This is a genomic window from Spongiactinospora sp. 9N601 (assembly GCF_044326295.1).
GTDB lineage: Bacteria > Actinomycetota > Actinomycetes > Streptosporangiales > Streptosporangiaceae > Spongiactinospora > Spongiactinospora gelatinilytica.
The window spans coordinates 25414-49904 of the sequence record NZ_JBIRBB010000033.1; the positions used below are offsets into that span (position 1 = coordinate 25414).

A 24491-nucleotide genomic window follows, 5' to 3' on the forward strand; every position below is an offset into this window, starting at 1 on the left:
TCCGAACTGCATTATTTGCAAGCCTGGTTACGGCTTACCGGCACAATTGTCAGTGATCGGCCGATGGCTCCTGAACGGCTTGTGTAAGGCTCTCACCTGCATTTATCCGGTGCGCTGCGGGCTGGTGGACGGGGCGGGCGGGCGTATGCCATTCGATGGGATGGCTGGTATACGTGCTGGTGGCAGGCTGGTTTGTAAGCCGACTTGGCAAAGTCGCAGTGAGGTCCGGCTGATCGGGACGCTGCCGGAGGCGGTGCTTGTTGCGCGAATTATGACGCGACTTCGCACATACAGCTCCTTGGGTGTCGAACTGTTCCCGGTGTCTCTTGGCGGCAATGTCTTCGGCTGGTCCGCGAGCGCGGCCGAGTCGTTCAGGGTGCTCGACGCCTACGCCGCCGCAGGCGGAAACTTCATCGATACCGCCGACGGCTACTCGGCCTGGGCGCCGGGCAACCAGGGCGGTGAGTCGGAGAGCATCATCGGCGATTGGCTCGCGTCCCGCCGCAACCGCTCGGACGTCGTCATCGCCACCAAGGTCAGCGCCCACCCGAAGCACCGCGGACTGGCCCCCGCGACCATCGCCGCAGCCGCCGAGGACTCACTGCGCCGCCTGCGCACCGACCACATCGACCTGTACTACACGCATTTCGACGACCTGTCGGTGCCGGTCGAGGACATCATCACGGCACTGGACCGCCTGGTCACACAGGGAAAGGTACGTGCCATCGCGGCCTCCAACATCACCCCGGAACGCCTGGAGGAGTCGCTGGCCTTCTCCGCCCGCGAGGGCCGCGCCCGGTACGTCGCCTTGCAGCCCCACTACAACCTGATGGAACGCGAGTTCTACGAGACGGCGATGCGCCCGATCGCGCTGCGGCACGACCTGGCGGTCTTCCCCTACTTCTCGCTGGCGGCGGGGTTCCTGACCGGCAAGTACCGGGCGGGCGCGCCCATCGACAGCGTGCGCGAACCGCGTGTCACCAAGTATCTGGGCACCGAGCGCGGTCAGCGGGTACTCGCCGCCGTGGAGCGGATCGCGACCGACCGCGGGGCCCACCCGGCCACCGTCGCCATCGCCTGGCTCCTCGCCCAGCCCTCCGTCACCGCCCCCCTCGCCAGCGCCCGCACCCTCGCCCAGCTACCCCCCATCCTCGCCGCCGCCCACTTCGACCTGAAGGACGACGAACTCACAGCCCTGACAGAGGCGTCCACCTGACACAAGCGCCTTCTCACACATCGTGCGCGGAATCCGTCCCGCAAGATCCGCCGGGGCGTGGGAGCAGCAGGTGCCGGGCTGGGCGGCGGCCTTGCCGGTGGGGGGCGGGCAGCAGGTGTCGCCGTGCCAGGCGGCGTAGCCCTCCTTGGCGGCGATGGCGGCGATGACCAGGGCGGCGATCGGGTCGGCCCAGTGCCAGCCGAACAGGCTGTTGAGGGCCAGGCCGGCCAGCAGTACGGCCGACAGGTAGGTGCAGAGCAGGGTCTGCTTGGAGTCGGCGACCGCCGTGGCCGAGCCCAGTTCGCGGCCCGCGTGTCGTTGGGCGTGGGACAGGAACGGCATGACCAGCAACGACAGGGCGGCGAGCACCAGGCCCGGGGTGGAGTGCTCGGCGTGCTCCGCGCCGAGGAGGGTCCGGGCGGAGTCGAAGGCGACGTAGGCGGCGAGCGCGTAGAACGAGATCGCGATGAGCCGCAGGGTGACCCGCTCCCGCTGTTGCGGGTCGGCGGCGGAGAACTGCCACGCGACGGCGGTGGCCGAGGCCACCTCGACGAGGGAGTCCAGCCCGAAGCCGATCAGTGCTCCGGAGGAGGCCACCACCCCCGCGGTGAGGGCGACGGCGGCCTCGGCCAGGTTGTAGGCGATGGTGGCGGCCACCAGCAGCCGGATGCGCCGGGTCAGTACGGCGCGGCGCGCCGGGCCAGGGGCGAGCGGGACGGCGGTCATGGAGAGTGTCCTCCCTGGCGGGCGGGCGGTCGGCGGTGGCGCAGGGCAGACGCGCGCTCAAGAAATCAGGGGCAGCAGCCCTGATCCTCCGCGTCGATGCAGGTGCGGTCGGTGGCCACGGCGACGACCGCGGCCAGCAGGTCGTCGAGCGCGTGCCCGAGGCGGGGGTCGGCCAGCTCGTAGCGGGTACGCCTGCCGACAGGGACGGCGACCACCAGACCGCAGTCGCGCAGGCAGGCCAGGTGGTTGGACAGCCGGGTGCGCGAGATGCCGAGCAGTTCGGCCAGGTCGGCGGGATGGGCCGGGGCCTCGCGCAGCGCGACGAGGACGCGGCAGCGGATGGGGTCGGCGAGCGCCCGCCCGAACCTGGCGAGCACTTCGATCCCGGTGGCCGTGGTCAGCATGCCAGCCACGATACACAACTTCCTGAATTCATAATATCCTGAATCCTTGATCGCTTGACCGCTCTTTTGGGGCCGCCATGTCGGACGATTACTCTGTGTGTTATAATGAGTGCAGCAAGTAGCGGCCGTTTGGAGGTTCGTTCGTGGGCCAATGCCCGCCACCCGCTCGGGTGATCTTCTTGGGCGGGCTTGGCCGAAGTGGCAGCACGCTCTTGGAGCGCTTGCTGGGAGAGGTGCCGGGGGTGGTTCCGCTCGGTGAGGTCGTGCATCTGTGGGCCCGGGGGTTGATCGATGGGGAGCCGTGCGGGTGCGGGGTTCCGCTGCCGGAGTGCGAGTTCTGGGCGGAGGTCGGGCGGCTGGCCTTCGGCGGGTGGGCCCCCGAGCTGGCCGAGCGCATGATCGAGCTGCGCCGGCGGGTCGACCGCACCCGCCGGATTCCGCCGCGGCTGACCATCGAGCTGGTGGAATATGTCAGCGTTTACCACCGCCTCTACTCGGCGGCCGGCGAGGTCGCCGACAGCCCCGTCGTGGTCGATTCGAGCAAGCACGCCTCGCTGGCGTTCTGCCTGGCCGCGGCCGGTGTACCGGTCCATGTCGTACACCTGGTCCGCGACCCCCGGGCCGTGGCACACTCATGGCAAAGGCGGATCATCAGGCCGGAAGACGGCACCCCGATGCCTCGCTGGTCACCGGCCCGCACCGCCGCGCACTGGACCACGCAAAACCTCGCACTTGAGCTGCTCGCGGGCAAGGGAGTGCCGGTGACCAGAGTCCGTTACGAGGACTTGCTCGATTCGCCGCGCACCGCGTTCGCCCGCCTGCTCACCCGCCTCGACCTGGCGCCACGGCTCGACTTCCTGACCGACCGCCAGGTTCACCTGACCACCGCGCACACCGCGTCCGGCAATCCGGTGCGGTTCATCTCCGGCGCGGTGGAGCTGGTCCGCGACGACGCCTGGCGGCAGGCGCTGCCCAGCGGCCAGCGCCTCCTGGTGACCGCGCTGACGCTCCCGCTCATGCTCCAGTACGGCTACCGCGCGAGGGCGGCCGCATGACGGCGCCCCCATCGGTCGGAGTGGTGATCGCGACCCGCGGCAGGCGGCCGAAGTCGCTGCGCGCGGCGACCCTGGCGGCCGTCCGGCAGGACTACCCGGGAGCGGTGCAGGTCGTCGTGGTGGCCGATGGCGGCCATGAGCTCGTGGTCACGGTGGCCGGCCAACTGGCCGGGATCGTGTCCGAGACCGGGGCCGATCTCCGGGTGCTCCCCAACGGGGGCCGCCCGGGTCTCCCCGGAGCGCGCAATACCGGCATCGCCGCACTCCACACCGATCTCGTGGCGTTCTGCGATGACGACGACGAGTGGCTGCCCGGCAAGCTCGCCGCCCAGGCGGCGGCGCTCGCCGCACGCCCCGCCGCCGAGTTCGCCAGTTGCGGCATCGAGGTCGAGTACGGCACGCGCCGCACCGTGCGACTGGCAGGCACCGACACGATCACACCCGCTCACCTCATGAGGTCCCGGATGGTCATGGTGCATTCCTCCACTTTCGTGTTCCGCCGCGAAGCCGCCCTGCGGGTCGATGAGAGCGCCCCAGGCGGTCAGAACGAAGACTGGGACTTCGCGCTGCGCGCGGCCAAGCGGCATCCGATCGCCCACGTCGATCGGCCCCTGGTCAGGGTCCGCTGGGGCGTCTCCGACTACATCGCCCAGTGGGCGGACAGGATCGCCGGGCTGCAGTGGATGCTGGCCCGGCACACGGAGCTGGCCGTAGATCCACGCGGCGCGGCGCGGATCTACGGCCAGCTCGCGTTCGCCCACGCGGCGCTCGGCCATCGCCGTGAGGCGTGCAGGTGGGCACTGCGCGCCTCGGCCGCCCGGCTCGCCGAGCCGCGTGCCGCCCTGGCCCTCATCGTCGCCGCCGGTCTGGTGTCGGCGCACACGGTCCTGCACCGGCTGCACAGCTTGGGCCGGGGCATATGAGCGGCCACTTACCCGAGCGGTCCTCGGGTTCTTCGGCTCCTTCCGCCGGTCGGGTGGTGGTCGGGCGGGTCGCGTTCGACCCGCTCACCGAAGGGGAGGTCGTCGAGCGCGTCGTGCAGGCGTTCCGGACGGGGCACGGGGGCCACATCGTCACCCCCAATGTCGACATCTGCCGGGCGGCGCGCCGGGACAAGGAGATCGCGGCGCTGGTGGCCTCCGCGGACATCGCGGTGGCCGATGGCATGCCGCTGGTGTGGGCGTCCAAGCTGCTGGGCACCCCGGTGCCGCGCCGGGTCGCCGGCGCCGACCTGATCTGGTCGCTGTCGGCGGCGGCGGCCCGCGAGGGCATGCCGATCTACCTGCTCGGCGGGCCCTCGGGGGTGCCGGAGCTGGCCGCCCAGGCGCTGGCGGCACGTAGCCCGGGCCTGACCGTGGCCGGGGCGTCGGCTCCGCCGTTCGGGTTCGAGTCGTCCGCGGCGGAGTGGGCGCGGGTCAGGCGCGAGGTGGTCGCGGCGGGGCCACGGCTGGTGTTCGTCGGGCTGGGCTTCCCCAAACAGGACCGCCTGATCGCCGGCCTGCGCGCCGACCTGCCCGACGCGTGGTTCATCGGCTGCGGCGCGGCGGTCACCTTCGCGGCGGGCGCGGCCCGGCGAGCACCGGAGTGGATGCGCCACGCCGGTCTGGAGTGGCTGCACCGGCTCATCAAGGAACCGATCCGCCTGGCCCGCCGTTACCTGATCCACGACCTTCCCTTCGCGGCCCGCCTCCTCACCACCTGCGCAGTGCGCAGAGTCTTCCGCCGCCGCACGCCCGGCGGAGTCACCGGCTGAAGGGGCCTGGCGAATGGAGCCGGGCCGGGAGGGTCAGGAGCAGAGGGTGCGGATGCGGGTGATGTCGGTGGGGGTCAGGCCGTCGGGGCGGATGTGGGCGGCGGTGCGGGAGTCGGTGCGGCGGTAGGCGGTGCGGGACAGGGAAAGGCCGGTCCAGGTGAAGGCGGTGGGGGGTCGGGCGGTGATGGCGGCGGTGCAGGCGTGGGTGATGCGTTCTTCCGCGCGGGGGGACCACTCCAGGCCGGTCCGGTCGTAGAGGGCGCGGAAGCCGCCGAGAGGGTCGCGGGCCAGGTCTTCGTACTGGACGACCTGGATGCCCGGGTGCCGGGCCGCGAGGCGGGTGGTGATGGTGGCCGTGAGCCGCCACAGGGTGGCGGCCTTGGTGATCCGGTCGGTGGACTCGGCGAGTGCGCCGGCCTGCGCGACCTCGGGGTGGTCGCGGACGAGCAGCGGCTGGTCCAGCAGGTCGCGGAAGTGGATCGTCCAGCCGAGCCGCTGCCAGCTCGCCACGAACGACACCGGATCGCGGCGAAGTACGATCACCTGGCAGCCCAGCCGGTCGGCGAACCAGCCCGCCGAAAGTACCGCGAACGGGTCGTCCAGCAGCGCCCTGGCGCGCCGCAGCCGTCCGGCGGTGAAGGCGGTCCCGTAGCGGACGAGCCTGGCCAGGTCGTACGGCGAGCGGTTGCGGCGCAGTTCGGCGGCGAACCGGTAGCGCAGCGCCACCGTGTCGCGGAACGCGGGGAGCCAGGTGTCCTCGTTGTCCCGGCAGATGTACTGGAAGCGGTGGGTGACCTCGGCGTTCAGCACGCCGGGGCAGCGACCGGGCGGGTGCTGCGGGTTCAGTGGCTCGTTGACGTAGACGAGCCCGCCGCCGACCGTGAGCATCCGGCCGGTCCAGCTCGTCCCGCTGCGCGGCAGGCCGGTGACCAGGATGGGCGCGTTCACGCCGGGCCCTCCTGCCAGGCGCGCGGACGCAGGGCGGCCGGTGTGTGCCGGCCGAAGGGCCGCAACCGGTACGTGCGGTGCAGGTGGAGCAGGGGCAGCAGGTTCTTCACGAGTACTCCGGCCGACCAGCCGAGCGCCGCGCCCAGCGCCCCGTGCGCGGGCACGAGGGCGATGTCGGCGGCCACGGTCACGGTGATGGCGATGGTGGTGTTCGCCAGGCTTGCGGTGGTGTGTCCGGCGGCGATCAGCGCGAGGTCCGCCATCCCGCACGCCGAGGCGACCATCATGGTCGCGGCCAGCACGACGGCCACCTGCGCGCCCTGCCGGTAGCCGGTACCGAGCAGCGCCGGAAGCCAGGGCGCGAGCGCCGCGTAGCCGATCCACACCGGCCAGGTCAGCGCGACCAGCCACAGCGTGGTCACCTGGTAGAGGCGTCGCGCGGTGTGCAGGTCATGCCCGGTCAGGGCGCGGACGAGCCGTGGTTGCACGGCATGCGCGAGCCCTTGCGCGGCGAGCTGACCGATGATCTTGAAGCGGGTCGCCGCCGTGTAGCAGGCCGCCTCGGCCGGTCCGGCGAGCACCGCGACGATCACGATGTCCAGCCGCTGGAACACCGCCTGAATCCCGCCGGCCACCGCTCGCGGGCCCGTGTGCCGCCAGAGCTCGCGGGCGGCGTGACGGGTGTGCCGCGCCCGCTCCCCGTCCGTATGCCCGGCTCCCGGCATCGCCGGGATCACGGCACCGGGTGGTTCGCCGGGGCCGGGGGGCGGGTTCCCGGTCACCGACGGCCGGCCACTTTCGGCGAGGGCCGATGCGTGCCGGTGGAGCCAGAGGGCGGCGAGGGCGAGGACCGGTACGTACGGCAGGGCCCAGGCGAGGGGGAGCGCGGACGCTGAGCCGATGATGGTGGCCAGGCAGATCAGGGTGAGCTGGATGAGCGGCTGGACCAGCCCGAGGAGGTACGTGGTCGGGCCCATGGCGCCGAGGCCCCTGGTCGCCGCGACGAGCACGTCGGCGCAGGCGATGAACGGCAGGGCGAGGGTCAGCAGGCGCACCCACTCGGCCGGTACGCCGGTGACGGCGGCGACGGTGGGCGCGAGCAGGTACACCGCAACGGCCGTGGCCATGGAAAGGGCGATCACCGGATACAGGGCCGCCCGGACATAGGCGTGTATGGGGGCGCGCTCGGTGCCAGAGGCCAGCGCGTGGACGAGGCCGTTGCTCGCGTCCAGCCGGACCACCCCGGCGGTCATCAGGCACAGGGCCATCGCGGTGAACAGCGCGCCCGCCGTGGCGGGCGGGAACGACCGGGTCACCACCAGGACCAGCGCCACCTGCGCCGCCGCCCCCGCCGCCGCGCCGGCCAGGCCCAGCGCCCCGCCCCTGGCCACGGACGCCAGCGACGGCCGGGCGGTCACCGCAGCCATGAGGGCGGATGGCCCAGCCAGGGCGTGAGGCGGGAGTCCCAGGGCGCGAAGTGGGCGGCGAGGCGGCGGCGCAGCGGGGCCGGCATCGGGGCGGCGCGCGGACGGGCGTTGTGGCAGGCGAACCCGGGGACGGTCAGTTCGGGCAGGCCGAGGAACCGCAGCACCTCCGCATAGACGGCGGCCGGGGAGGTGAAGAACCGGTGGCTGTCCACCACCAGCAGGTGATCGCGGCCGACCAGCGGCTCGATCCGGGCGAGCTGTTCGGCGTAGCGGCCCCTGGCCAGGTACGCGTGGTGGCGGTGGGCGTGGCTGCCGGCCCGGGGGTCGGCGCACAGCCGTTCGGGTTCGCCGGCCAGCCGTTCGTCCTCCAGGAGCACCGCGCGCTCGAAGCAGGGCTCGCGCTCGTACCCCCGGGCCAGCTCGTGCGCATGGGCGGAATAGGCGCGTTCGACCGGATCGCGGACCAGGACGATCAACTTCACCCCGGGCAGTTCCCGCGCGATCCGGGCCGCCGCCAGCGGGTGGAAGAGGTAGTAGGGCGACGACTCAAACGCGATCGGGCGGTGCCCGTACATCCGGTGCAGGCGTGCCGCCGTGGCGCGAAGCGGGAAATGCGCGCGATACCACCGCAACTCATGCTCATAGGCCACGTCGAAGTAGTGGACGCCCTTGCGGAGCACCGGCTTGAGCACCAGCGGGTGCTGGGACAGCGCCCGGTAGAGGGAGGTCGTGCCGCAGCGCTGCGCCCCGATGATCAGGAAGCCGGGCAGCACCCGCTGACCTGCGGTGAGCCGGCCCATGGCCAGCGACACCGCGTGCGCGGAGCGCTTGACCGAGCGTCCGAGTGAGCCGGTGAGCGTACGCCCGATGGCCCCGGGCACCCCCGGCACGTCGTGCCGGTGGCTCAAAGGATCGGCTCCGCGTGATCGATGAGCGGGGACAGCCAGGTCGCGGGCGGCCCGAACGGCTCGTGCCCGTCTGCGGCGTGCCGGTCGGCGAGCGCGATCAGGTAGCGCAGCACGGTCAGCCGGGCCTCGGCCGAGGACAGGCCGTACGGGGCGAGCACGCCCGTCGCCTGCGCCAGGCAGGCCCTTGCCGCCAGCGCCGGACGCATCCGGCGCAGCGCCCGGTGCAGGAAGAAGTGCACCGCGTCGAACCCCAGCGGCACCCCGGTCGCGAACCGCTCCCAGTCCCAGACCAGCATCCGCCCGTCCGGCGCGGGCGCCATGTTCCAGGGCGTGAGGTCGCCGTGCCAGGCGTACGGCTCGCCGGGGCACAGCTCGGCGATCTCGCGTACGGCGGCGCGTACCGTGTCACCCGCGAAGCGCGTGCCCCGGGGATGGCGGCGGGGCACCGGCAGCGGCGACACCGCCAGCACCGCGAGGCCCCGCCAGCTCCCGTGGTGCAGCACGGTCGGCGCGGTCACCACCTTGAGCGGCAGGTCGGCGACCAGGCGCAGCGCCCGCGCCTCGTCGCCGACCAGCTTCGCGGTGCGCTCGGTGTCGCCGATCTTGACGTAGGCGGCGAGCCCGTCCGGCCCGTACGCCGAAAGGATCGGCTTGCGGTTGGCGCGCCGGGCCGGCCGTACGTGCAGGACCGTGCGGATCGGCATGCCCAGCACCTCGCCCAGGTGATCTTCGATCGACCCGCCATCGGCCGCCGGGACCATGACCGGCCTGCTCAGCGGGCGGTGCCACCAGCGGCGGCGGACCAGCCGGCGGGGCAGCCGGGCGTGCGGCAGCAGGGAGTACGCGGCCATCTCGCCGCTGTCTCCACTGGGGAACAGCCGGTGTACGGTCTCGTCGAGATAGCGCACCCGGACACGAGCGTCATTCACGGTGACCCCTTGGCTAGGGACCCTCTCCACAGGAGGGCGAACGAGATCATGTAGAACGCGAGGGGGGTGAAGTAGCCGTCGTAGATGAGCATGTAGAAGAGCACCAGCAGCATCACCAGGACCCCGGCCAGGCCCACCGGGCTCCGGTCGCGCCACCACCGCAGCACCGCGCCGCCGAAGAACGCGATGTAGAGCGCGGCCCCCACGAACCCCTGGGCGATGGCCAGATGCCACAGATGACCGTCGCTGCCCAGCGGGGGATGCCCGCACTCGTCGCACCACTGCGTCTTGCCCGTGGTGATCGAACGGTGGTTGCCCAGCGCGTTGCGGGTGTTGCCGTAGCCGATGATCGGTGAGTGGGCGGCGGCGGCGATGGTCGCCGACACCGTGAAGGCGCGGACGTCGTTGCTGTGCGGGTTGTCCAGCCGCTGCACGACCACGGCCTGGAGCGGGCTTTGCAGGAAGAGCAGCGCCCCGGCGGCCGTGGCCGCGCAGACCGCGATGCGGGCGCGGGCGCTGAGCCGCATGAGCAGGTAGAGGGCGGCCAGGCCGATGCCGATCCACAGGCCACGGTTGAGCGAGTACACCACCGGTACGGCGGCCACCGCCAGCACCCCGGCGACGGCGAGCCGGTGGCGGGGCCCGCCGTACACCCACCAGCCCACCACGAACCACACGGCGAGCACCGACAGGTTGCTGCCCCAGGCGTTGGCCCACTCGAAGGGGGCCTCGGGGCGAGGGGCGGCGTGGCCGAGGACCTTCTGGGTCTGTGCGGCGGTGGGGTGGATCAGGTTGCTGACGAACGAGTTGCCGCTCACCCAGTCGGGGAGCGCGAGTTCGACCGGGGAGGTGAACTGGAAGCCGGGTGCGAGCAGGCCCAGCACGCCGCCGGCGACGGTGATCACGAACAGCGCCCCGAGCATCCGGACCAGGGTGAGCTGCGGCAGCTCGCGCTGGGTGAGGTTGCCCAGGTAGAGCACGACGACGAGGAGCGCGGCGCAGAGCGCCAGGCGCATGAGGTGGCCGAGCACCCTGCCCTGGCTCAGGTCGCCGTAGGTGCCAGGGGGGTTTTCCGCCAGCATCAGCGCGCCTAGCGCCTGGCCGGCCAGCAGAAGCAGCCACAGGCCGAACCCCGGCGGTACCTTGACCGGTCTGCGCCGCCACAGCATGACGGCCATCGGCACCGCCATGACGATCACCGACAGGCCGCCGAAGCCGAGGGCCCACCAGAGGGGGTAGCCGATGAGTAACGCGGCGATCGGCCAGGCGGCCGGGTGGAGGCGCCAGCGCTTGCCGTGGGTCTTGGGAGTCACGTCTCGCGCCATGGATCGGGCGGATCTGAGTCTTCCAGCCAGGACTGAAGGGCGTTGCGGCTTGCGGCGGGGCGTCCGCGTCCGCGCTCTTGGTCGGTGTTGTGGGGGGTCGGCGGGTCGTTGTGCTCGTCTCGGTCGTTGCGGCTGGGGGGATAGGGAGGGCTCGTCCGGCGTGGTGTCGCCGGCGCGGCCGGGGCCGCGCGGTCGTGTGCGGCCGGGTGCGGTACTGCGGCGGGGTCGGACCGGTCGTCGCGGGAGACCCGGTCGCCCCACGCCCGGGGGGCCGGGTCGCCGGAGGGCAGGTCGTCCCAGGTCTCCGGTACCGGGTCACCGGGCACCGACTGCCGGTCCGTCCAGGTGGTGTGTGGCGGGACGGCCGGGGAGAGGGCGTCGTCCCAGGTTTCGGGGGTGTGCGGGTCTTTCCAGGATGAGCGCGTGGTTCCGTGCGGTGCTCGGTCGCTGGGGGAGGATTCGTTGTCCCAGGTTTCGGGGGGTGCGTGGCCTGGGGTGTGCTGGTCCTTCCAGGACGTGTGCGTGGTCGCGCGGGGTGCGGGGTCGCTGGTGGTGGGTGCGGGGAGGTCGCCCCATTTGCGGCCGGTGGGTGGTTCGTCCTGTGGGTCGGCCCAGCGGGAGCCGGCTCGGCCGGGGCGGTGTGTCGGGTGGGGGCCGTCGAGTGGGTCCGCCGGTGCGGGCCGGCGGGATGCGGCGCTGTTCGGTCCGGCGGTGTGGGCGGGGTCGTTGAGCTGGTGCAGCGGGCTGGTGATCAGGGCCTCGGTGGCGTGGGTGCCGGTGGTCGTACCGTCCTCGGCGGCCGAACGGCCCGGCCCGCCCTTGCCCGGAGCCGGTACGACCAGCTTGCCGAGCCCTTCCGGCGCGGGCCCGGCGTCTCGCCTGGCACGAGCGGCCTCGCCGGCGGCGGCGGGCGCGCCTGCGCCGGTCTGCGGGAGGGGGCGGGAGGTGGCCGGCGGGCGCGGTGGCACGGGCCATTCGTCCGCGCTCGCCGGTGCCTGCGGTGCGGCGTGCGGCCGGTCCCTGCCGGTCCGCGAACGCGTGGTCGTGAGCTGCGCGGCCAGGGCCTGGTGCTCCTCCGGCGAGGCCGTACGGGAGGGCGGCGCCGGTGTGACCGCAGGGACCGGCCGGCCGCCTTCAGCGGCCGGCGACGACGCGGACCCCCCGGCACGCTGACCGGGCTGGCCGGGCTGAGCAGGCCGGGCGGGCCCGAACGGCCCGGCGGTCCTGGCGGCAGGCCCAACGGGCTCGGCAGACTCGGCAAGCTCAGCGGACTCCGTGGATCCGGCGGGCCAGTCGGAACGCTCGGAACGCTCAGCGGGCCAGTTGGAGCGTGTGCCGGGCTCGTTGGGTTCGGCGGGCCAGTCCGAGCGGGCAGTGGGCCTGGCGGGCCAGTCGGAACGTTCGGCGGGTTCAGCGGGCCGGTCAGAGCGTGCGCTGGACCCGGTGGGTTCGGCGGGCCAGTCCGAGCGGGCAGTGGGCCTGGCGGGCCAGTCGGAACGCTCGGTGGGTTCAGCGGGCCAGTCGGAACGTTCGGTGGGTTCGGCGGGCCGGTTGGAGCGTGTACCGGACCCGGTGGGTTCGGCGGGCCGGTTGGGGCGGGTGGTGGGGTCGCGGCGGGTTCGGCGGGTGCGGCGGCGGGCCGGGCGTACCACGACGGCTCCGATCAGCCGCGCCCCGGCCCGGTGAAGCGCCTGCGCCGCCGCGACGACCTCGCGCGCCGGAACCCCGCGCAGCGCGACCAGCAGCACCGCGCTGTCGGCGCGGGCGAGGTCGTGCAGGCCCTCGCCGGTGAGGACGCGGGTCGGCCCGAGCGGCCGGGCCAGGGCGTCGGCGAGCTGCCGCGCCTCGTAGTCCGCGCCGACGGGGCGAATGAGCAGGTGGCCGCCCGGACGGGCGGCGAGCAGCGTGGACGCCAGCTCATGCGGAGTGTCGGGGTCGCGGCCGGCGGGCACCCCCGACGGCCCGGCGATCACCGGGACGCCGGTCAGCCGCTCGACGTCGCGGGCCGTGCGCAGCCGGGTGTCGAGGCGGTCACGGGCGAAGGCGGCCCCGGCCCCCGCGAGCATGCCGAGCATCAGGCCGCTGCCGAGGTAGAGGGCGGGGCTGGGCGCGCTCGGCGCGCCGGGCGGCACTGCCTCGCTGATCACCGAGCCGGGGGTGATGGCGACCGTCCTGAGCGTGTCGTATCGGACGGTGAGGTTGTAGACCTGGCGGGTCAGCACGTCTTGCTGCTGCTGGGCGATCGTGCGCTCGGCGGTGCCCCTGGCCAGGCCGGGCAGCGTGGTTGCGATCTTGCTCAGGTCGTCGTTGAGCTGCTTGAGCTTGGCGGCGAGCGCCTTGAGCTGGGCGCTCACGTCGCGCTGCGCGGCCTCGGTGCGGTGCTGGAGGTAGGCGTCGGCGTAGGCGCGGGCATGGGCGGCGGCGGACGCCGGGGTGGCGGCGGTCGCGGAGATCGACAGCACGGCCGAGTTGGGGGGGACGGCGACGGCGATCGTGGCGGCCGGGATCGGCTCCGCCATCGCGGAGGGCGTGAGCTTGGCGCGGGCCTGCTCCGCGACCACGGCCGACTGGGCGACCTGCGCCTCGGTGTCGAGGTTGAGGGACTCCCGCTGCCGGCCGTTGACCTGGTTGGCCTGGTCGTTGACCCCGGTGGGGGAGACCAGGACCTGGGTCGTCGAGGTGTAGGCGGGCGGGGTCACCCTGAGCAGCGCGGCGCCGCCGGTGAACCCGGAGGCCAGGCAGAAGAAGAAGATCAGCCAGCGTCTGCGCAGCAGTGAGGTGTACTCGGACAGGTCCGTGCCCGAACCGCGCTCGGGAAAGTCCGGCGACAGGCCGCTCATGGAAATCGTGCCCCTCCCGCCTGGTTCGGGTAGTTGCGCGAATCGGCTCGCGCACGCAAAGATGAACGGCTCCCCACTATAAGCCGGTCGGCCATTTCGCCGACCTGGTTGACCGAGATTTTCCGTCCTGTGGATGAATTTCGGCAAGTAAAACATGCTGAGTTAGGGCGGATTGTTCGGAAATATTCAGACATAGCTGGGCGAGTGGCCGGGCAAGAGCTATGTAAAGTGCCTGACGTGAGGTGATCCGCCGGTGGGATGGTGGTGGGCGGCGGTGTCGGAAAACGCGCGGGCGTGGCGTATGGCGAAGGAAGTGGTGAAGTCTTGCGTCATTGTGGTCGTAAGGGTGGAAAATCCGGAATCGGGGCTCTGGTCAAGCCGCTGCTGGCTTTCCGGCTTAATGTGATCTGTCCGTTCTTTCTCCGGAAAATCGCAAATAGGGGGCGTATCCGAAGCCTTCGGATGCCCGTTGCGACATTGCCGCCGACCCACTCCCGGCAGGCCCCGGCCCCGGCCACGCCCTGCGGGCGGCCTTCGGCGGGACGCTGGGTGGCGGTCGGGGTGGTGGCCGTTCTGGTCGGGGGGAGTAGCGCGTGTGCCGGGGAGGCGGGTCGGGGGACCTCGGGTGCCGCGGCGAGGTCCTCAGAGGGTCACGAGAAGGGTCATGACGATGGCGGGAACATGCGGGGGCTCGGGGCGTCGGCGCCCTGTGAGGTGGCGGCGAAGTTGATCCCCTCGTGCGGGGCCTGGTGGGGGATCGCGCCCGAGGTGTTCACCGGGCGCCCGCCTGAGCGGGCGTTGGGGCGGGCCGAGCGTCGCATGGGGCGGCGGGCCGACATCGTGCACCTCTACCACCGGGAGGACGAGCTGTTCCCCTCCGAGGAGGAACAGGGCCTCGCGCGCGACCGCCGGATGCTGCTGATCAACTGGAAGCCGTCGTTCGAGCACACCTGGGCCGACATCGCCGCAGGCGCCATCGACCGGCGGATCGACCGGCTGGCGCGGCACATCGCCAGGACCTACCGCGAGCCGTTCTTCCTGACCGTCCACCACGAGCCGGAGAACGACGTGCGCGCCGCCCCCGGCTCCGGGATGACCGCCGACGACTACGCCGCGATGTACCGGCGGGTGGTGCTGCGGCTGCGGGCCGGTGGCGTCGGCAACGCGGTCACCGTGATGACGTACATGGGCGCGCCCAACTGGGCGTCCAAGCCGTGGTTCGAGCGGCTATACCCCGGTGACGACGTGGTCGACTGGGTCGCTCTCGACCCCTACGCCGACAGGCGCGTACGCGACTTCGACGGCCTGATCAACAAGCGGCGCGCCGACTACCCCGACTGGCCGGGCTTCTACCGCTGGATGCAGTGGCGCTTCCCCGGCAAGCCGATCATGGTGGCCGAGTGGGGGGTGTTCGAGCGGTCCGGCGACCGGGCCTTCAAGCGGGAGTTCTTCCGGTCGGTCCGGAGGCGAATCCAGCACTATCCGCAGATCAAGGCGCTGGTCTACTTCGACTCGCCGCACGCCCCGAGGGGGGACACCCGGTTCGACGCCTCCCCGGGCGCGCGCAGGGCGTTCACCGATCTGGCGCGGGACTCCTACTTTCGCTCGACCCCTGTGGAACGCTGACCCGGGCCGGCCGGACGAACCGCCACCCGGCCACGCCCGCCACCACCGCGACGCCGACGACGCACAGGGTCGCGATGTCGTTCACGCCGAGCAGTTTGAGCGCCGAGGCCAGCAGCACGACGGTCAGCAGCGCGCGGATCAACCCGCCGGGGGCGCGCGCCGAGATCCGCGCGCCGAGGTACACCCCGGGGATCGACCCGGCCAGCAGCGACGTGGTCAGGTCGAGCCGGAAGTCGCCGTAGAGCAGGTGCCCGAGGGCCGCCGAGGTCACCAGCGGCACGGCCTGCACGAGGTCCGTACCGACCAACTGGTTGGCCCGCAGCGCCGGATACAGCGCCAGCAGGGCGACCACGATGAGCGAGCCGGACCCCACGGAGGAGATCCCGACGATCAGCCCGCCGACCGTACCGACCAGTAGGGTAGGAATCGGGCGTACCGCAACGACCGGCATCCCCCCGGCGCCCGCCGGCCCGTCGGCCGTGCCCGCCCGCAGCGCCAGCCACGACTTGACCACCAGCCCCGCCACGGCCAGCAGCAGCGCGACGCCCAGCGCGTACTTCACGGCCCGCTGCACGTCCGCCCCGTCGCCGAACGCGCGCGCCACGAACACCCCGCAGAACGCCGCGGGCACCGACCCGGCGCACAGCCAGCCCACCATCCGCAGGTTCACCGTGCCGCGGCGCAGGTGGACGTACCCGCCCACCGGTTTCATCACCGCCGAGGCCACCAGGTCGCTGGACACCGCGGCCAGCGGCGGCACGTTGAACACCAGGAGCATCATCGGGGTCATCAGCGCGCCGCCGCCCATGCCGGTCAGCCCGACGATGATGGCGACGAAGAACGATCCAACGACCAGGGGCAGGTCCATCAGCGCCTCACCGGATCCAGCCTCCCGAGGTCAGCAGGTCGACGACACGGGAGACCGCGCGGTCGATCGGCATCCCCGTCGTGTCGATCACCAGCTCGGCGTCGTCGGGCTCCTCGTAGGGGTCGGAGAGGCCGGTGAACTCGGGGATCAGGCCGGCCCGCGCCTTGGCGTACAGGCCCTTGCGGTCGCGGCGCTCGCACTCGGCCAGCGGGGTCGCGACGTGGATCAGCAGGAAGTCGGCGCCGACCGACTCGACCATCTCGCGGACCTCGGCGCGGGTGGCCGCGTACGGCGCGATGGGCGCGCAGATCGCCAGGCCGCCGTGCCTGGCCACCTCGGCGGCCACGAAGCCGATGCGCCGGATGTTGGCGTCCCGGTCGGCCTTGGAGAAGGTCAGCCCGGCCGACAGCAGCCGCCGCACGACGTCGCCGTCCAGGTAGGTCACCGTGCGGCTGCCGCGTTCCAGCAGTACGTCGTGCAGGCCGCGGGCGATGGTGGACTTGCCCGAGCCGGACAGGCCGGTGAAGAACACCACGAGGCCGCGCCGGTGCGGCGGGCCGGGGATGGCGATCGGGTCGGGGGCGGCCAGGTGCTCGCTCGCGCCGTACGCGTCGGCGACGTGCTCGCGCAGCTCCAGATCGATGGTGACGGGCTCGCGCGGGGCCAGCGGCACCGCGGCGACGGCCGTGCCCGCGGGGAGCCTGTCGCGGGCGGCCAGGGCCGCGCGCACCACGGCGGGCCCGGCCTCGCCGTACGCGAGGGGCAGCAGCAGCACCGTGGCCGAGAGTTCGGCGGCGGTGGCGGTGATCTCGGCGAGCACCGTGTCGTCGAGCGGGCCGCGCATGGTGACCGCGAGCACCGGGCCCTCGCCCAGTTCCTTGCGCACCTCGCCGGGCGGGCGGCGCAGCCGCGCGAACGGGCCGTGCTCGGGCCCACCGGCGCCGCCCTCGATCGGGCCGGCCACCCCGTGCGGGCCGCGCTCGGCCACGGTCAGTACGGCCAGCGCCGCGCCCTCGGGGTCGAGCAGCGTGATCCGGTCGCCCGCCTGGGCCGGATGGTCGGCGGGCAGGTGCAGCAGCACCGGGTCGGGCCAGGGCGTGCCGTCGGCGAGCGTGCCGCGTTCCAGCACGGAGTGCGCGTCCGCGTCGCCGAGGAAGCCGGTGAGCGGGTGGAAGGCGCCGGACAGCAGCAGCTCAAGATCGGCCAGCTCACGGGCGTCGGGGGTCCACTCGAAGGTCGCCGTCATGTGCGCGTCTTATGCTCCGTCGCCATCGAAACCACCGTTGAACCCCGTAAATCCCGGCCAACCTACCGCCATGGTCGGGGAGTGTCACCCTAACGACTGACCGCAGCCCACATCAACCCGGGATCGCCCAGGTCAAGGCGTTCAGAGCAGCCGGGCGAACTGGTTCTGTGGCCGGCGGATCACGAACGTCACCTCGTCGTACGCCGCCGTACGCCGCCCGCCGCTGAGCCGGTCGGTCAGCTTGCAGACCAGCCTGGCCAGCCCGCCCAGCGCGCCGCGCAGCGCCGGGCCGCCCACGGCGGTGTGCTCCTCGCTGATCCGCAGCCCGCGGCTCAGGCAGAAGGAGCGGATGCCGTCGCGGGAGGTGATCGGCTCGTAGATCGCGGGCAGCGGCCCGACCGTGCCGGACGGCGTGAAGCCGCGCCAGGCGGCGCGCCGCAGCGGCGCGGGCACCCGGCGGGCCCAGAACCCGTAGGCGGACTCGCGGTCGCGCATCCGGACCATCAGCAGGCCGCCGGGGCGCAGGCCGTTCAGCAGCCGGTCGAGCACCAGCTCGGCGTACCTGATCCGCTCCAGCACATGCTCGACGTGCACCACGTCGAACGACCTCGGCGGCACCGGGACCGAACGCAGGTCGCCCAGCGCGAACGCGTCGATATCGTCGCGGGACTCCACGACGCGCCGCAGGGCCGGAAGGTCCTCGTCGATGCCGGTGACCCTGGTCTCCATCGGCCGCGCGCCGCCGTATCCCGGCCCGGCCCCCGGCCCGGACGCCGCCTCGGTGGCGCGGAACGGGTCGCCGCCCCCGCCGCAGCCGACCGCCAGGACGTCGATCCGCCGCCCCAGATGCTCGGTCCACTGGTCGCGGATCATGCGGTTGAACAGGTCGCCTCGTTCGATGACCGATCTCACCTCGTGCATGTCACCTAGCGTAGTCAATCCGCTCTGGAGAGTCGCGGATACCCGGGTGGCGACGCCGGGCCGACCGGGGGAAGTACCCTGGTATGGAGTAACCCCCGTGCCCGAATCCCTTCGCCGGGGGTAGTCGTGTTGCCATCGTGGGGCTGTGGGGCAATTCTGATGACCCTTTCCGGACTACTCGATCTCGTCGTGGCCGAGGACCGCCTCGCCGGTCTGCTGAGCGATGTGCGCGGGGGCGTCGCCTCCGACGTCTCGCTCCTCGCGCCGCCCGCGCTGCGCCCGTTCACGGCGGCGGCGCTGGCCCGCGAGGGCGCGGCCGGGGGCATGCGAACGGTCCTCGCGGTGACCGCGACCGAGCGCGAGGCCGAAGATCTCGCGGCGGCGCTGGGCAGCCTGCTCGATGAGGCGTCGGTGGCGGTGTTCCCGGCCTGGGAGACCCTGCCGCACGAACGTCTGTCGCCGCGCAGCGACACGGTCGGCAAGCGGCTGGCCGTGCTGCGCCGGCTGGCCCATCCGGTGGACGGCGACCTGGCGGCGGGGCCGCTCGGTGTGATCGTCGTGCCGGTCCGCGCGCTGTTGCAGCCGATCGTGGCGGGCCTCGGCGACCTGACCCCGGTACGGCTGCGCTCCGGCGACGACGCCGAGCTGGACGACGTGGTGGCCCGCCTGGTGGAGAACGGTTACCACCGGGTCGACATGGTCGAGCGGCGCGGCGAGGTGGCGGTGCGCGGCGGGCTGCTGGACGTGTTCCCGCCGACGGAGGAGCATCCGCTGCGGCTGGAGTTCTGGGGCGACACCGTCGAGGAGATCCGCTGGTTCAAGGTCGCCGACCAGCGTTCGCTGGAGGTCGCCGACGACGGCCTGTTCGCCGCGCCCTGCCGGGAACTGCTGCTCACGCCCGAGGTGCGCGCCCGGGCCAAGGACCTCGCCGAACGGCACCCCGCCCTGGCCGAGACCCTGGAGCAGCTCGCCGAGGGCTCGCCGGTGGAGGGCATGGAGGCGTTCGCGCCGGTCCTGGCCGGTGACATGGACCTGCTGGTGGACCACCTGCCGGTCCGGTCGGCGGTGTTCGTGTGCGATCCGGAGCGCATCCGCGGGCGGGCCGAGGAGCTGGTCCGCACCAGCCAGGAGTTCCTGGAGGCGTCGTGGATCAACGCGGCGGCGGGCGGCGAGGCCCCCATCGACCTCGGCGCGTCGGCGTTCCGCGGCCTGGACGAGGTCCGCGCCCACGCCCGTGAGCTGGGGCTGCCGTGGTGGTCGATCGCGCCGTTCACCGGTACCGGCGACGACGACGGGGTGACGCTCGACGCGCACGAGGCGGAGTCCTACCGCGGCGACACCCAGCGGGCGCTCGCCGACATCAAGGGCTGGCTGGGCGAGGGCCGCCGGGTGGTGCTGCTCAGCGAGGGCCACGGCCCGGCCGAGCGGATGGTGGAGCTGCTCAAGGGCGTCGACGTGCCGGCCAGGCTGGAGCCCGGGCTGGCCGGTGAGCCGGGCAAGGGCGTGGTCCATGTGACCACGGGCCGGGTGGAGCACGGCTTCGTGACCGAGTCGCTGGCCGTGCTCACGCACCTGGACCTGGTGGGGCAGAAGGCGTCCACCAAGGACATGCGGCGGCTGCCGTCCCGCCGCCGCAACATGGTCGATCCGCTCCAGCTCAAGGTCGGCGACCACGTGGTCCACGAGCAGCACGGCGTGGGCCGGTACATCGAGATGGTCCAGCGCACGGTGCAGGGGGCGACCAGGGAGTACCTGGTCATCGAGTACGCCAAGGGCGACCGGCTGTACGTCCCGACCGACCAGCTCGACGAGGTGACCCGCTACGTCGGCGGCGAGGCCCCGACGCTCAACCGGATGGGCGGCGCCGACTGGGCCAAGGCCAAGTCGCGGGCCAAGAAGGCGGTCAAGGAGATCGCGGGCGAGCTGATCAGGCTCTACAGCGCCCGGATGGCCTCGCCGGGACACCCGTTCGGGGCGGACACCCCCTGGCAGCGGGAGATGGAGGACGCCTTCCCCTACGCCGAGACCAACGACCAGCTCGCCGCCATCGACGAGGTCAAACGCGACATGGAACGCCCGCTGCCGATGGACCGGCTGATCTGCGGCGACGTCGGCTACGGCAAGACCGAGATCGCGGTGCGGGCCGCGTTCAAGGCCGTCCAGGACGGCAAGCAGGTGGCGGTGCTGGTCCCCACGACCCTGCTGGTGCAGCAGCACCTGTCCACGTTCGCCGAGCGCTTCTCCAGCTTCCCCGTGGTGGTCAGGCCGATGTCGCGGTTCCAGACCGACGGCGAGGTCAAGGAGACCATGCGCGGGCTCACCGAAGGCTCGGTGGACATCGTGATCGGCACGCACCGGCTGCTCAGCCCGGAGATCAGGTTCAAGCAGCTCGGGCTGATCATCGTGGACGAGGAGCAGCGGTTCGGCGTGGAGCACAAGGAGGCCATGAAGCACCTGCGCACGCAGGTCGACGTGCTGTCCATGTCCGCCACCCCGATCCCGCGCACCCTGGAGATGGGCCTGACCGGGATCAGGGAGATGTCCACGATCCTGACGCCTCCGGAGGAGCGGCACCCGATTCTCACCTTCGTCGGCCCCTACGACGAGAAGCAGATCGCCGCGGCGGTGCGCCGCGAGCTGATGCGCGACGGCCAGGTGTTCTTCGTCCACAACCGGGTGGCGAGCATCAACAAGACCGCGGCCCGGCTGCACGAGCTGGTGCCGGAGGCCAAGATCGCGGTGGCGCACGGCCAGATGAACGAGAACCAGCTCGAAAAGATCATGGTGGACTTCTGGGAACGCGACTTCGACGTGCTGGTGTGCACGACCATCGTGGAGTCCGGCCTGGACGTCCCCAACGCCAACACGCTGATCGTCGATCGCGCCGACAGCTACGGCCTGTCCCAGCTCCACCAGCTCCGCGGCCGGGTGGGGCGCGGGCGCGAGCGCGGGTACGCCTACTTCCTCTATCCGCCCGAACGCCCGCTGACCGAGACCGCGCACGAACGCCTGGCGACCATCTCCCAGCACACCGAGATGGGCGCGGGCATGTACGTCGCGATGAAGGACCTGGAGATCCGCGGCGCGGGCAACATCCTGGGCGCGGAACAGTCCGGCCACATCGCGGGCGTCGGCTTCGACCTGTACGTGCGGATGATGTCCGAGGCGGTGCAGGAGCAGAAGGCCAAGCTGACCGGCGCGCCCGCGGCCGACGGCGAGCGGGCCGATGTCAAGGTCGAGCTGCCGATCAACGCGCACATCCCGCACGACTACGTGACCTCCGAGCGGCTGCGCCTTGAGGCGTACAAGCGGATCGCGGCGATCGGCGCGCAGGAGGACATCGTGGCGGTCCGTGACGAGCTGACCGACCGGTACGGGCGGCCCCCGCAGGCCGTGGAGAACCTGCTGGAGGTCGCCAGGTTCCGGGTCCGCGCCCGCCAGGCCGGCCTGACCGACGTGACCGTGCAGGGCCAGCACGTCAAGTTCGCCCCGGTCAGGCTCGCCGAGTCGCAGCAGGTCCGCCTCCAGCGGCTCTACCCCAAGGCCCTTTACAAGCAGACCGTGCAGACCCTGCTGGTGCCGGTGCCGAAGACCAAGCCGCTGGGCGGGCAGCCGCTGCGCGACCTGGATCTGCTGAAGTGGTGCGGCGACCTGGTCCAGGCGATGTTCCTCGAATCGGTTCCCGTCAAGCAGGCACGGTAAGGTAGGCGGGATTTGTCGGAAGGGATCCCACCGTGAAGACTTCAACGCGTCTGGCCGTGGCCGCGGCGGCCTGCGGCGTCGTCCTGCTCACCGCGTGCTCCCCGATGAAGGCAGGCGCGGCGGCGATCGTCGGCGACCAGCGGATCAGCGTCGCCGAGGTCGAGGACAGCGTCCGCGAGGTGCAGAAGGCACTGCAGGCCGTTCCGCAGGCCCAGCAGCAGCTCCCGCGCCCGGTGCCGCAGTCGGTGCTGCTCCAGCTCGTCGAGACCAACAGGTACGCGCAGCTCGCCGAGTCCCAGAAGGTCAGGGTCACCGACGGCGAGATCGACGCCTTCATCACCAACCAGAGCGGCGGCAACCCGCGCCAGATCGAGCAGGCCCTCCTGGTGCAGGGGGTGCCGCCGTCGCAGAGCCGCGACTACGTGCGCGCCTTCCTCACCGGCCAGAAGCTGATCGTCGAGATGGGCGGCGGCACCGACGACGCGTCCTTGCAGCGCGGTCAGCAGGCGCTCGTGCAGGAGATCCAGAAGGTGCCGGTCACCTTCAACCCCCGCTACGGGCGGTGGGACCAGCAGCAGGGCACGTTCCTGGCGACCGAGCGGTTCGGCAAGGCCCCGCAGCCGCAGCAGGGCGGGCCCGAGCAGGGCATGCCCCAGCAGGGCGGGCCGCAGCAGGGCGGCCCCGAGGGCCAGATGCCGCAGGACGGCTGATCCGGCGGGTGATGCCGACATGCCGCTGATCCTCATCACCACCTCGCCCCGGGTCGCGCCGGGGCTGCTCGGGCACGACGCCTGGCGTCTGCTGCGCGAGGGGCGGGCCTACACCGGCTCGGCGGACCACCCCTGCCTGCCCTATCTCGCGGAGGCCGGGGTCCAGATCGAGGTGATCGAGCCCGACCCGGCCCGGCTGGTGGCCGAGGCGCGGGCGGGCCAGGTCGTGTGGCTCGCCGCCCAGGACGGCGACTCCGACCTGCTGCGCGCGGTCGGGCACGTGGCCGTCGGACAGGACGACCCGCCGGCGATCGAGGTCATGCCCGGCTCCTACGACCTGCCCGGCGCGCGGATGCTCGACCTGGTGGGGGTGATGGACCGGCTGCGCCGCGAATGCCCGTGGGACGCCAAGCAGACCCACGAGACGCTGGTCCCCTACCTGCTCGAAGAGGCGTACGAGGTGCAGGAGACCGTCGAGGAGGACGACTACCCGGCGCTGCGCGAGGAGCTGGGCGACGTGCTCCTCCAGGTCGCCTTCCACTCCCGGCTGGCGATGGAGCGGGCCGACGGCTTCGACATCGACGACGTGGCCGCGGGCATCGTGGACAAGCTGGTACGCCGCCACCCGCACGTCTTCGGGTCGGTCGAGGCCGGCGGGGAGGCGGAGGTCATTGACAACTGGGAGGTCATCAAGGCCGCGGAGCGGGCCGCCAAGGGCAAGGAGTCGGTCCTTTCCGGCGTGCCGCTCGGCCAGCCGTCGCTGACGCTGGCGGCCAAGCTGCAAAGCCGCGCCGAACGGATCGGCGCACCCGCCGACCTGCCCGGCGAGGGGGTCTCGGCGCTGGGCGCGCGACTGTTCGAGCTGGTGCGCCAGGCGCGCGCCGAGGGCCTCGACCCCGAGGCCGAGCTGCGGGCCGCGGCCCGCGCCTACCGCGACCGCGTCCGCGCGTGGGAGCGTACGGCCGGCTGACCGGCCACACCCCGTGAGAGGGAGGCGCCGTACCCGTGGACGAGCGGATGCCCAACGTGGATCCATTACGCCCGGGAGATCCGTCCGCGCTGGGCGGCTATCGGCTCCTCGGGCTGCTCGGCGAGGGCGGCCAGGGCACGGTCTTCCTGGCCGAGTCCGCCTCGGGCGAGCGCGTCGCGGTCAAGCTGCTGCACGCCAGGCTCGCGGCCGACGCCACGGCGCGCGAGCGGTTCCGGCGCGAAGTGGAGACCGCGCGCCGGGTCGCCAGGTTCTGCACCGTCCCGGTGCTCGACGCCGACGTGCGCAACGATCGCCCGTACGTGGTGAGCGAGTTCGTCGACGGCGTTCCGCTGGACCGGCTGGTCCGCGACCGGGGCCCGATCGGCGGCGACGAGCTGATGCGCATCGCGGTCGGTACGGCGACGGCTCTGGCCGCGATCCACCACGCGGGGGTCGTCCACCGCGACTTCAAGCCCAGCAACGTCCTGGTGGCCGCCGACGGGCCGAGGGTCATCGACTTCGGCATCGCCCGTGCCCTGGACATGGCCACGGCCACGACCACCAGTTCGGTGATGGGCACCCCGGCCTACACCTCGCCCGAGCAGATCTCCGGCCACCCGGCGAGCCCGGCCTCCGACGTGTTCGCGTGGGCGATCACGATGGTCTTCGCGGCCAGCGGACGCCCGGCGTTCGGGGCCCAGACGATCCCCGCGGTGCTCAACCGCATCCTGAACGCCCCTCCGGACCTCTCAGAGGTCCCAGAGGGCCCCTTACGCCACCTGCTGGACAGATGCCTGGTCAAGGACCCTTCCGGACGCCCTACGGCCGCTGAGACGCTCCTGAGGCTGATCGACTCGGCAGAAGCCCCGAACGCCCCCAGCACCTCGAAGCCCCCAAGCCCCCAACAAGCCCCCGCC

Annotated in this window: 20 protein-coding genes; 9 read left to right on the forward strand and 11 right to left on the reverse strand. The window is 72.5% G+C overall.

Going from position 1 to position 24491, the window contains the following annotated elements:
- Positions 1–298: 298 nt before the first annotated feature.
- The gene (locus ACH34R_RS42535; protein WP_397567301.1) at positions 299–1216 is read left to right on the forward strand and encodes an aldo/keto reductase; all 918 of its coding nucleotides are present in this window, start codon (positions 299–301) and stop codon (positions 1214–1216) included.
- Here the strand turns inward: ACH34R_RS42535 and ACH34R_RS42540 are convergent.
- Positions 1139–1942 carry a cation transporter gene (locus ACH34R_RS42540; protein ID WP_397567302.1) on the reverse strand — a complete coding sequence of 268 codons (804 nt, stop codon included), beginning with the start codon at positions 1940–1942 and terminating at the stop codon, positions 1139–1141. The two genes, ACH34R_RS42535 and ACH34R_RS42540, sit on opposite strands and share 78 nt — an antisense overlap.
- A gap of 65 nt (positions 1943–2007) precedes the next feature.
- A complete protein-coding gene (locus ACH34R_RS42545; RefSeq protein ID WP_397567303.1) occupies positions 2008–2346 on the reverse strand; it encodes an ArsR/SmtB family transcription factor in 339 nt (112 codons plus the stop codon).
- Between the two features lie 242 nt (positions 2347–2588).
- On the opposite strand from ACH34R_RS42545, the gene ACH34R_RS42550 reads away from it, so the two are divergent.
- The 3 genes from ACH34R_RS42550 to ACH34R_RS42560 are packed head-to-tail and all read left to right on the forward strand — an operon-like array spanning position 2589 to position 5154.
- Positions 2589–3401 carry a sulfotransferase gene (locus ACH34R_RS42550; protein WP_397567304.1) on the forward strand — a complete coding sequence of 271 codons (813 nt, stop codon included), beginning with the start codon at positions 2589–2591 and terminating at the stop codon, positions 3399–3401.
- A complete protein-coding gene (locus ACH34R_RS42555) occupies positions 3398–4324 on the forward strand; it encodes a glycosyltransferase (protein ID WP_397567305.1) in 927 nt (308 codons plus the stop codon). Before ACH34R_RS42550 ends, ACH34R_RS42555 begins: the two co-directional genes overlap by 4 nt.
- Before the next feature lie 56 nt (positions 4325–4380).
- On the forward strand, positions 4381–5154 hold the full coding sequence (locus tag ACH34R_RS42560; protein WP_397567306.1) for a WecB/TagA/CpsF family glycosyltransferase: 774 nt from the start codon (positions 4381–4383) through the stop codon (positions 5152–5154).
- A gap of 33 nt (positions 5155–5187) precedes the next feature.
- Here ACH34R_RS42560 and ACH34R_RS42565 read toward each other — a convergent pair whose 3' ends face one another.
- The 6 genes from ACH34R_RS42565 to ACH34R_RS42590 form a co-directional block, all read right to left on the reverse strand.
- Complete coding sequence (locus tag ACH34R_RS42565) at positions 5188–6102, reverse strand: sulfotransferase (RefSeq protein ID WP_397567307.1); 915 nt, start codon at positions 6100–6102, stop codon at positions 5188–5190.
- Positions 6099–7520, reverse strand: a complete 1422-nt coding sequence (locus ACH34R_RS42570; protein WP_397567308.1) for a lipopolysaccharide biosynthesis protein — start codon at positions 7518–7520, stop codon at positions 6099–6101. The genes ACH34R_RS42565 and ACH34R_RS42570 overlap by 4 nt, the downstream gene beginning before the upstream one ends.
- A complete protein-coding gene (locus tag ACH34R_RS42575; RefSeq protein ID WP_397567321.1) occupies positions 7517–8329 on the reverse strand; it encodes a sulfotransferase domain-containing protein in 813 nt (270 codons plus the stop codon). Before ACH34R_RS42575 ends, ACH34R_RS42570 begins: the two co-directional genes overlap by 4 nt.
- A gap of 104 nt (positions 8330–8433) precedes the next feature.
- Positions 8434–9366, reverse strand: coding sequence for a hypothetical protein (locus ACH34R_RS42580; RefSeq protein WP_397567309.1), 933 nt, complete (start codon positions 9364–9366; stop codon positions 8434–8436).
- Positions 9363–10679, reverse strand: coding sequence for a hypothetical protein (locus ACH34R_RS42585; RefSeq protein WP_397567310.1), 1317 nt, complete (start codon positions 10677–10679; stop codon positions 9363–9365). The genes ACH34R_RS42580 and ACH34R_RS42585 overlap by 4 nt, the downstream gene beginning before the upstream one ends.
- Positions 10676–13531, reverse strand: a complete 2856-nt coding sequence (locus tag ACH34R_RS42590; RefSeq protein ID WP_397567311.1) for a Wzz/FepE/Etk N-terminal domain-containing protein — start codon at positions 13529–13531, stop codon at positions 10676–10678. The genes ACH34R_RS42585 and ACH34R_RS42590 overlap by 4 nt, the downstream gene beginning before the upstream one ends.
- 681 nt (positions 13532–14212) lie before the next feature.
- Here ACH34R_RS42590 and ACH34R_RS42595 point away from each other — a divergent pair.
- Positions 14213–15157, forward strand: a complete 945-nt coding sequence (locus tag ACH34R_RS42595) for a glycoside hydrolase family 26 protein (protein ID WP_397567312.1) — start codon at positions 14213–14215, stop codon at positions 15155–15157.
- Here the strand turns inward: ACH34R_RS42595 and ACH34R_RS42600 are convergent.
- The 3 genes from ACH34R_RS42600 to ACH34R_RS42610 all read right to left on the reverse strand — a co-directional run bounded on the left by ACH34R_RS42600 (position 15105) and on the right by ACH34R_RS42610 (position 18192).
- Positions 15105–16025: a sulfite exporter TauE/SafE family protein gene (locus ACH34R_RS42600; protein WP_397567313.1), complete on the reverse strand. Its 921-nt coding sequence runs from the start codon at positions 16023–16025 to the stop codon at positions 15105–15107. The two genes, ACH34R_RS42595 and ACH34R_RS42600, sit on opposite strands and share 53 nt — an antisense overlap.
- Before the next feature lie 7 nt (positions 16026–16032).
- A complete protein-coding gene (gene cysC, locus ACH34R_RS42605) occupies positions 16033–17271 on the reverse strand; it encodes an adenylyl-sulfate kinase (protein WP_397567314.1) in 1239 nt (412 codons plus the stop codon).
- A gap of 141 nt (positions 17272–17412) precedes the next feature.
- On the reverse strand, positions 17413–18192 hold the full coding sequence (locus tag ACH34R_RS42610) for a methyltransferase domain-containing protein (protein ID WP_397567315.1): 780 nt from the start codon (positions 18190–18192) through the stop codon (positions 17413–17415).
- A 159-nt stretch (positions 18193–18351) separates the two neighbouring features.
- Here ACH34R_RS42610 and mfd point away from each other — a divergent pair, with 159 nt between their 5' ends.
- From mfd to ACH34R_RS42630, 4 genes are all read left to right on the forward strand, one after another.
- Complete coding sequence (gene mfd / locus ACH34R_RS42615) at positions 18352–21894, forward strand: transcription-repair coupling factor (protein WP_397567316.1); 3543 nt, start codon at positions 18352–18354, stop codon at positions 21892–21894.
- A gap of 32 nt (positions 21895–21926) precedes the next feature.
- Entirely contained in the window at positions 21927–22604 is a 678-nt protein-coding gene (locus tag ACH34R_RS42620) for a SurA N-terminal domain-containing protein (RefSeq protein WP_397567317.1), read from the forward strand.
- A 19-nt stretch (positions 22605–22623) separates the two neighbouring features.
- Positions 22624–23574, forward strand: coding sequence for a MazG family protein (locus tag ACH34R_RS42625; protein WP_397567318.1), 951 nt, complete (start codon positions 22624–22626; stop codon positions 23572–23574).
- A 35-nt stretch (positions 23575–23609) separates the two neighbouring features.
- A partial coding sequence (locus tag ACH34R_RS42630; RefSeq protein WP_397567319.1) for a serine/threonine-protein kinase occupies positions 23610–24491 on the forward strand: 882 nt, incomplete at its 3' end.

Bases quoted from the DNA above. Each gene is read 5' to 3' on its own strand.
- ACH34R_RS42540 (WP_397567302.1), bottom strand. From the start codon at position 1,942: ATGACCGCCGTCCCGCTCGCCCCTGGCCCGGCGCGCCGCGCCGTACTG.
- ACH34R_RS42545 (WP_397567303.1), bottom strand. From the start codon at position 2,346: ATGCTGACCACGGCCACCGGGATCGAAGTGCTCGCCAGGTTCGGGCGG.
- ACH34R_RS42555 (WP_397567305.1), top strand. From the start codon at position 3,398: ATGACGGCGCCCCCATCGGTCGGAGTGGTGATCGCGACCCGCGGCAGG.
- ACH34R_RS42575 (WP_397567321.1), bottom strand. From the start codon at position 8,329: ATGGGCCGGCTCACCGCAGGTCAGCGGGTGCTGCCCGGCTTCCTGATC.
- ACH34R_RS42590 (WP_397567311.1), bottom strand. From the start codon at position 13,531: ATGAGCGGCCTGTCGCCGGACTTTCCCGAGCGCGGTTCGGGCACGGAC.
- ACH34R_RS42595 (WP_397567312.1), top strand. From the start codon at position 14,213: ATGCGGGGGCTCGGGGCGTCGGCGCCCTGTGAGGTGGCGGCGAAGTTG.
- ACH34R_RS42600 (WP_397567313.1), bottom strand. From the start codon at position 16,025: ATGGACCTGCCCCTGGTCGTTGGATCGTTCTTCGTCGCCATCATCGTC.
- cysC (WP_397567314.1), bottom strand. From the start codon at position 17,271: ATGACGGCGACCTTCGAGTGGACCCCCGACGCCCGTGAGCTGGCCGAT.
- ACH34R_RS42610 (WP_397567315.1), bottom strand. From the start codon at position 18,192: ATGCACGAGGTGAGATCGGTCATCGAACGAGGCGACCTGTTCAACCGC.
- mfd (WP_397567316.1), top strand. From the start codon at position 18,352: ATGACCCTTTCCGGACTACTCGATCTCGTCGTGGCCGAGGACCGCCTC.
- ACH34R_RS42625 (WP_397567318.1), top strand. From the start codon at position 22,624: ATGCCGCTGATCCTCATCACCACCTCGCCCCGGGTCGCGCCGGGGCTG.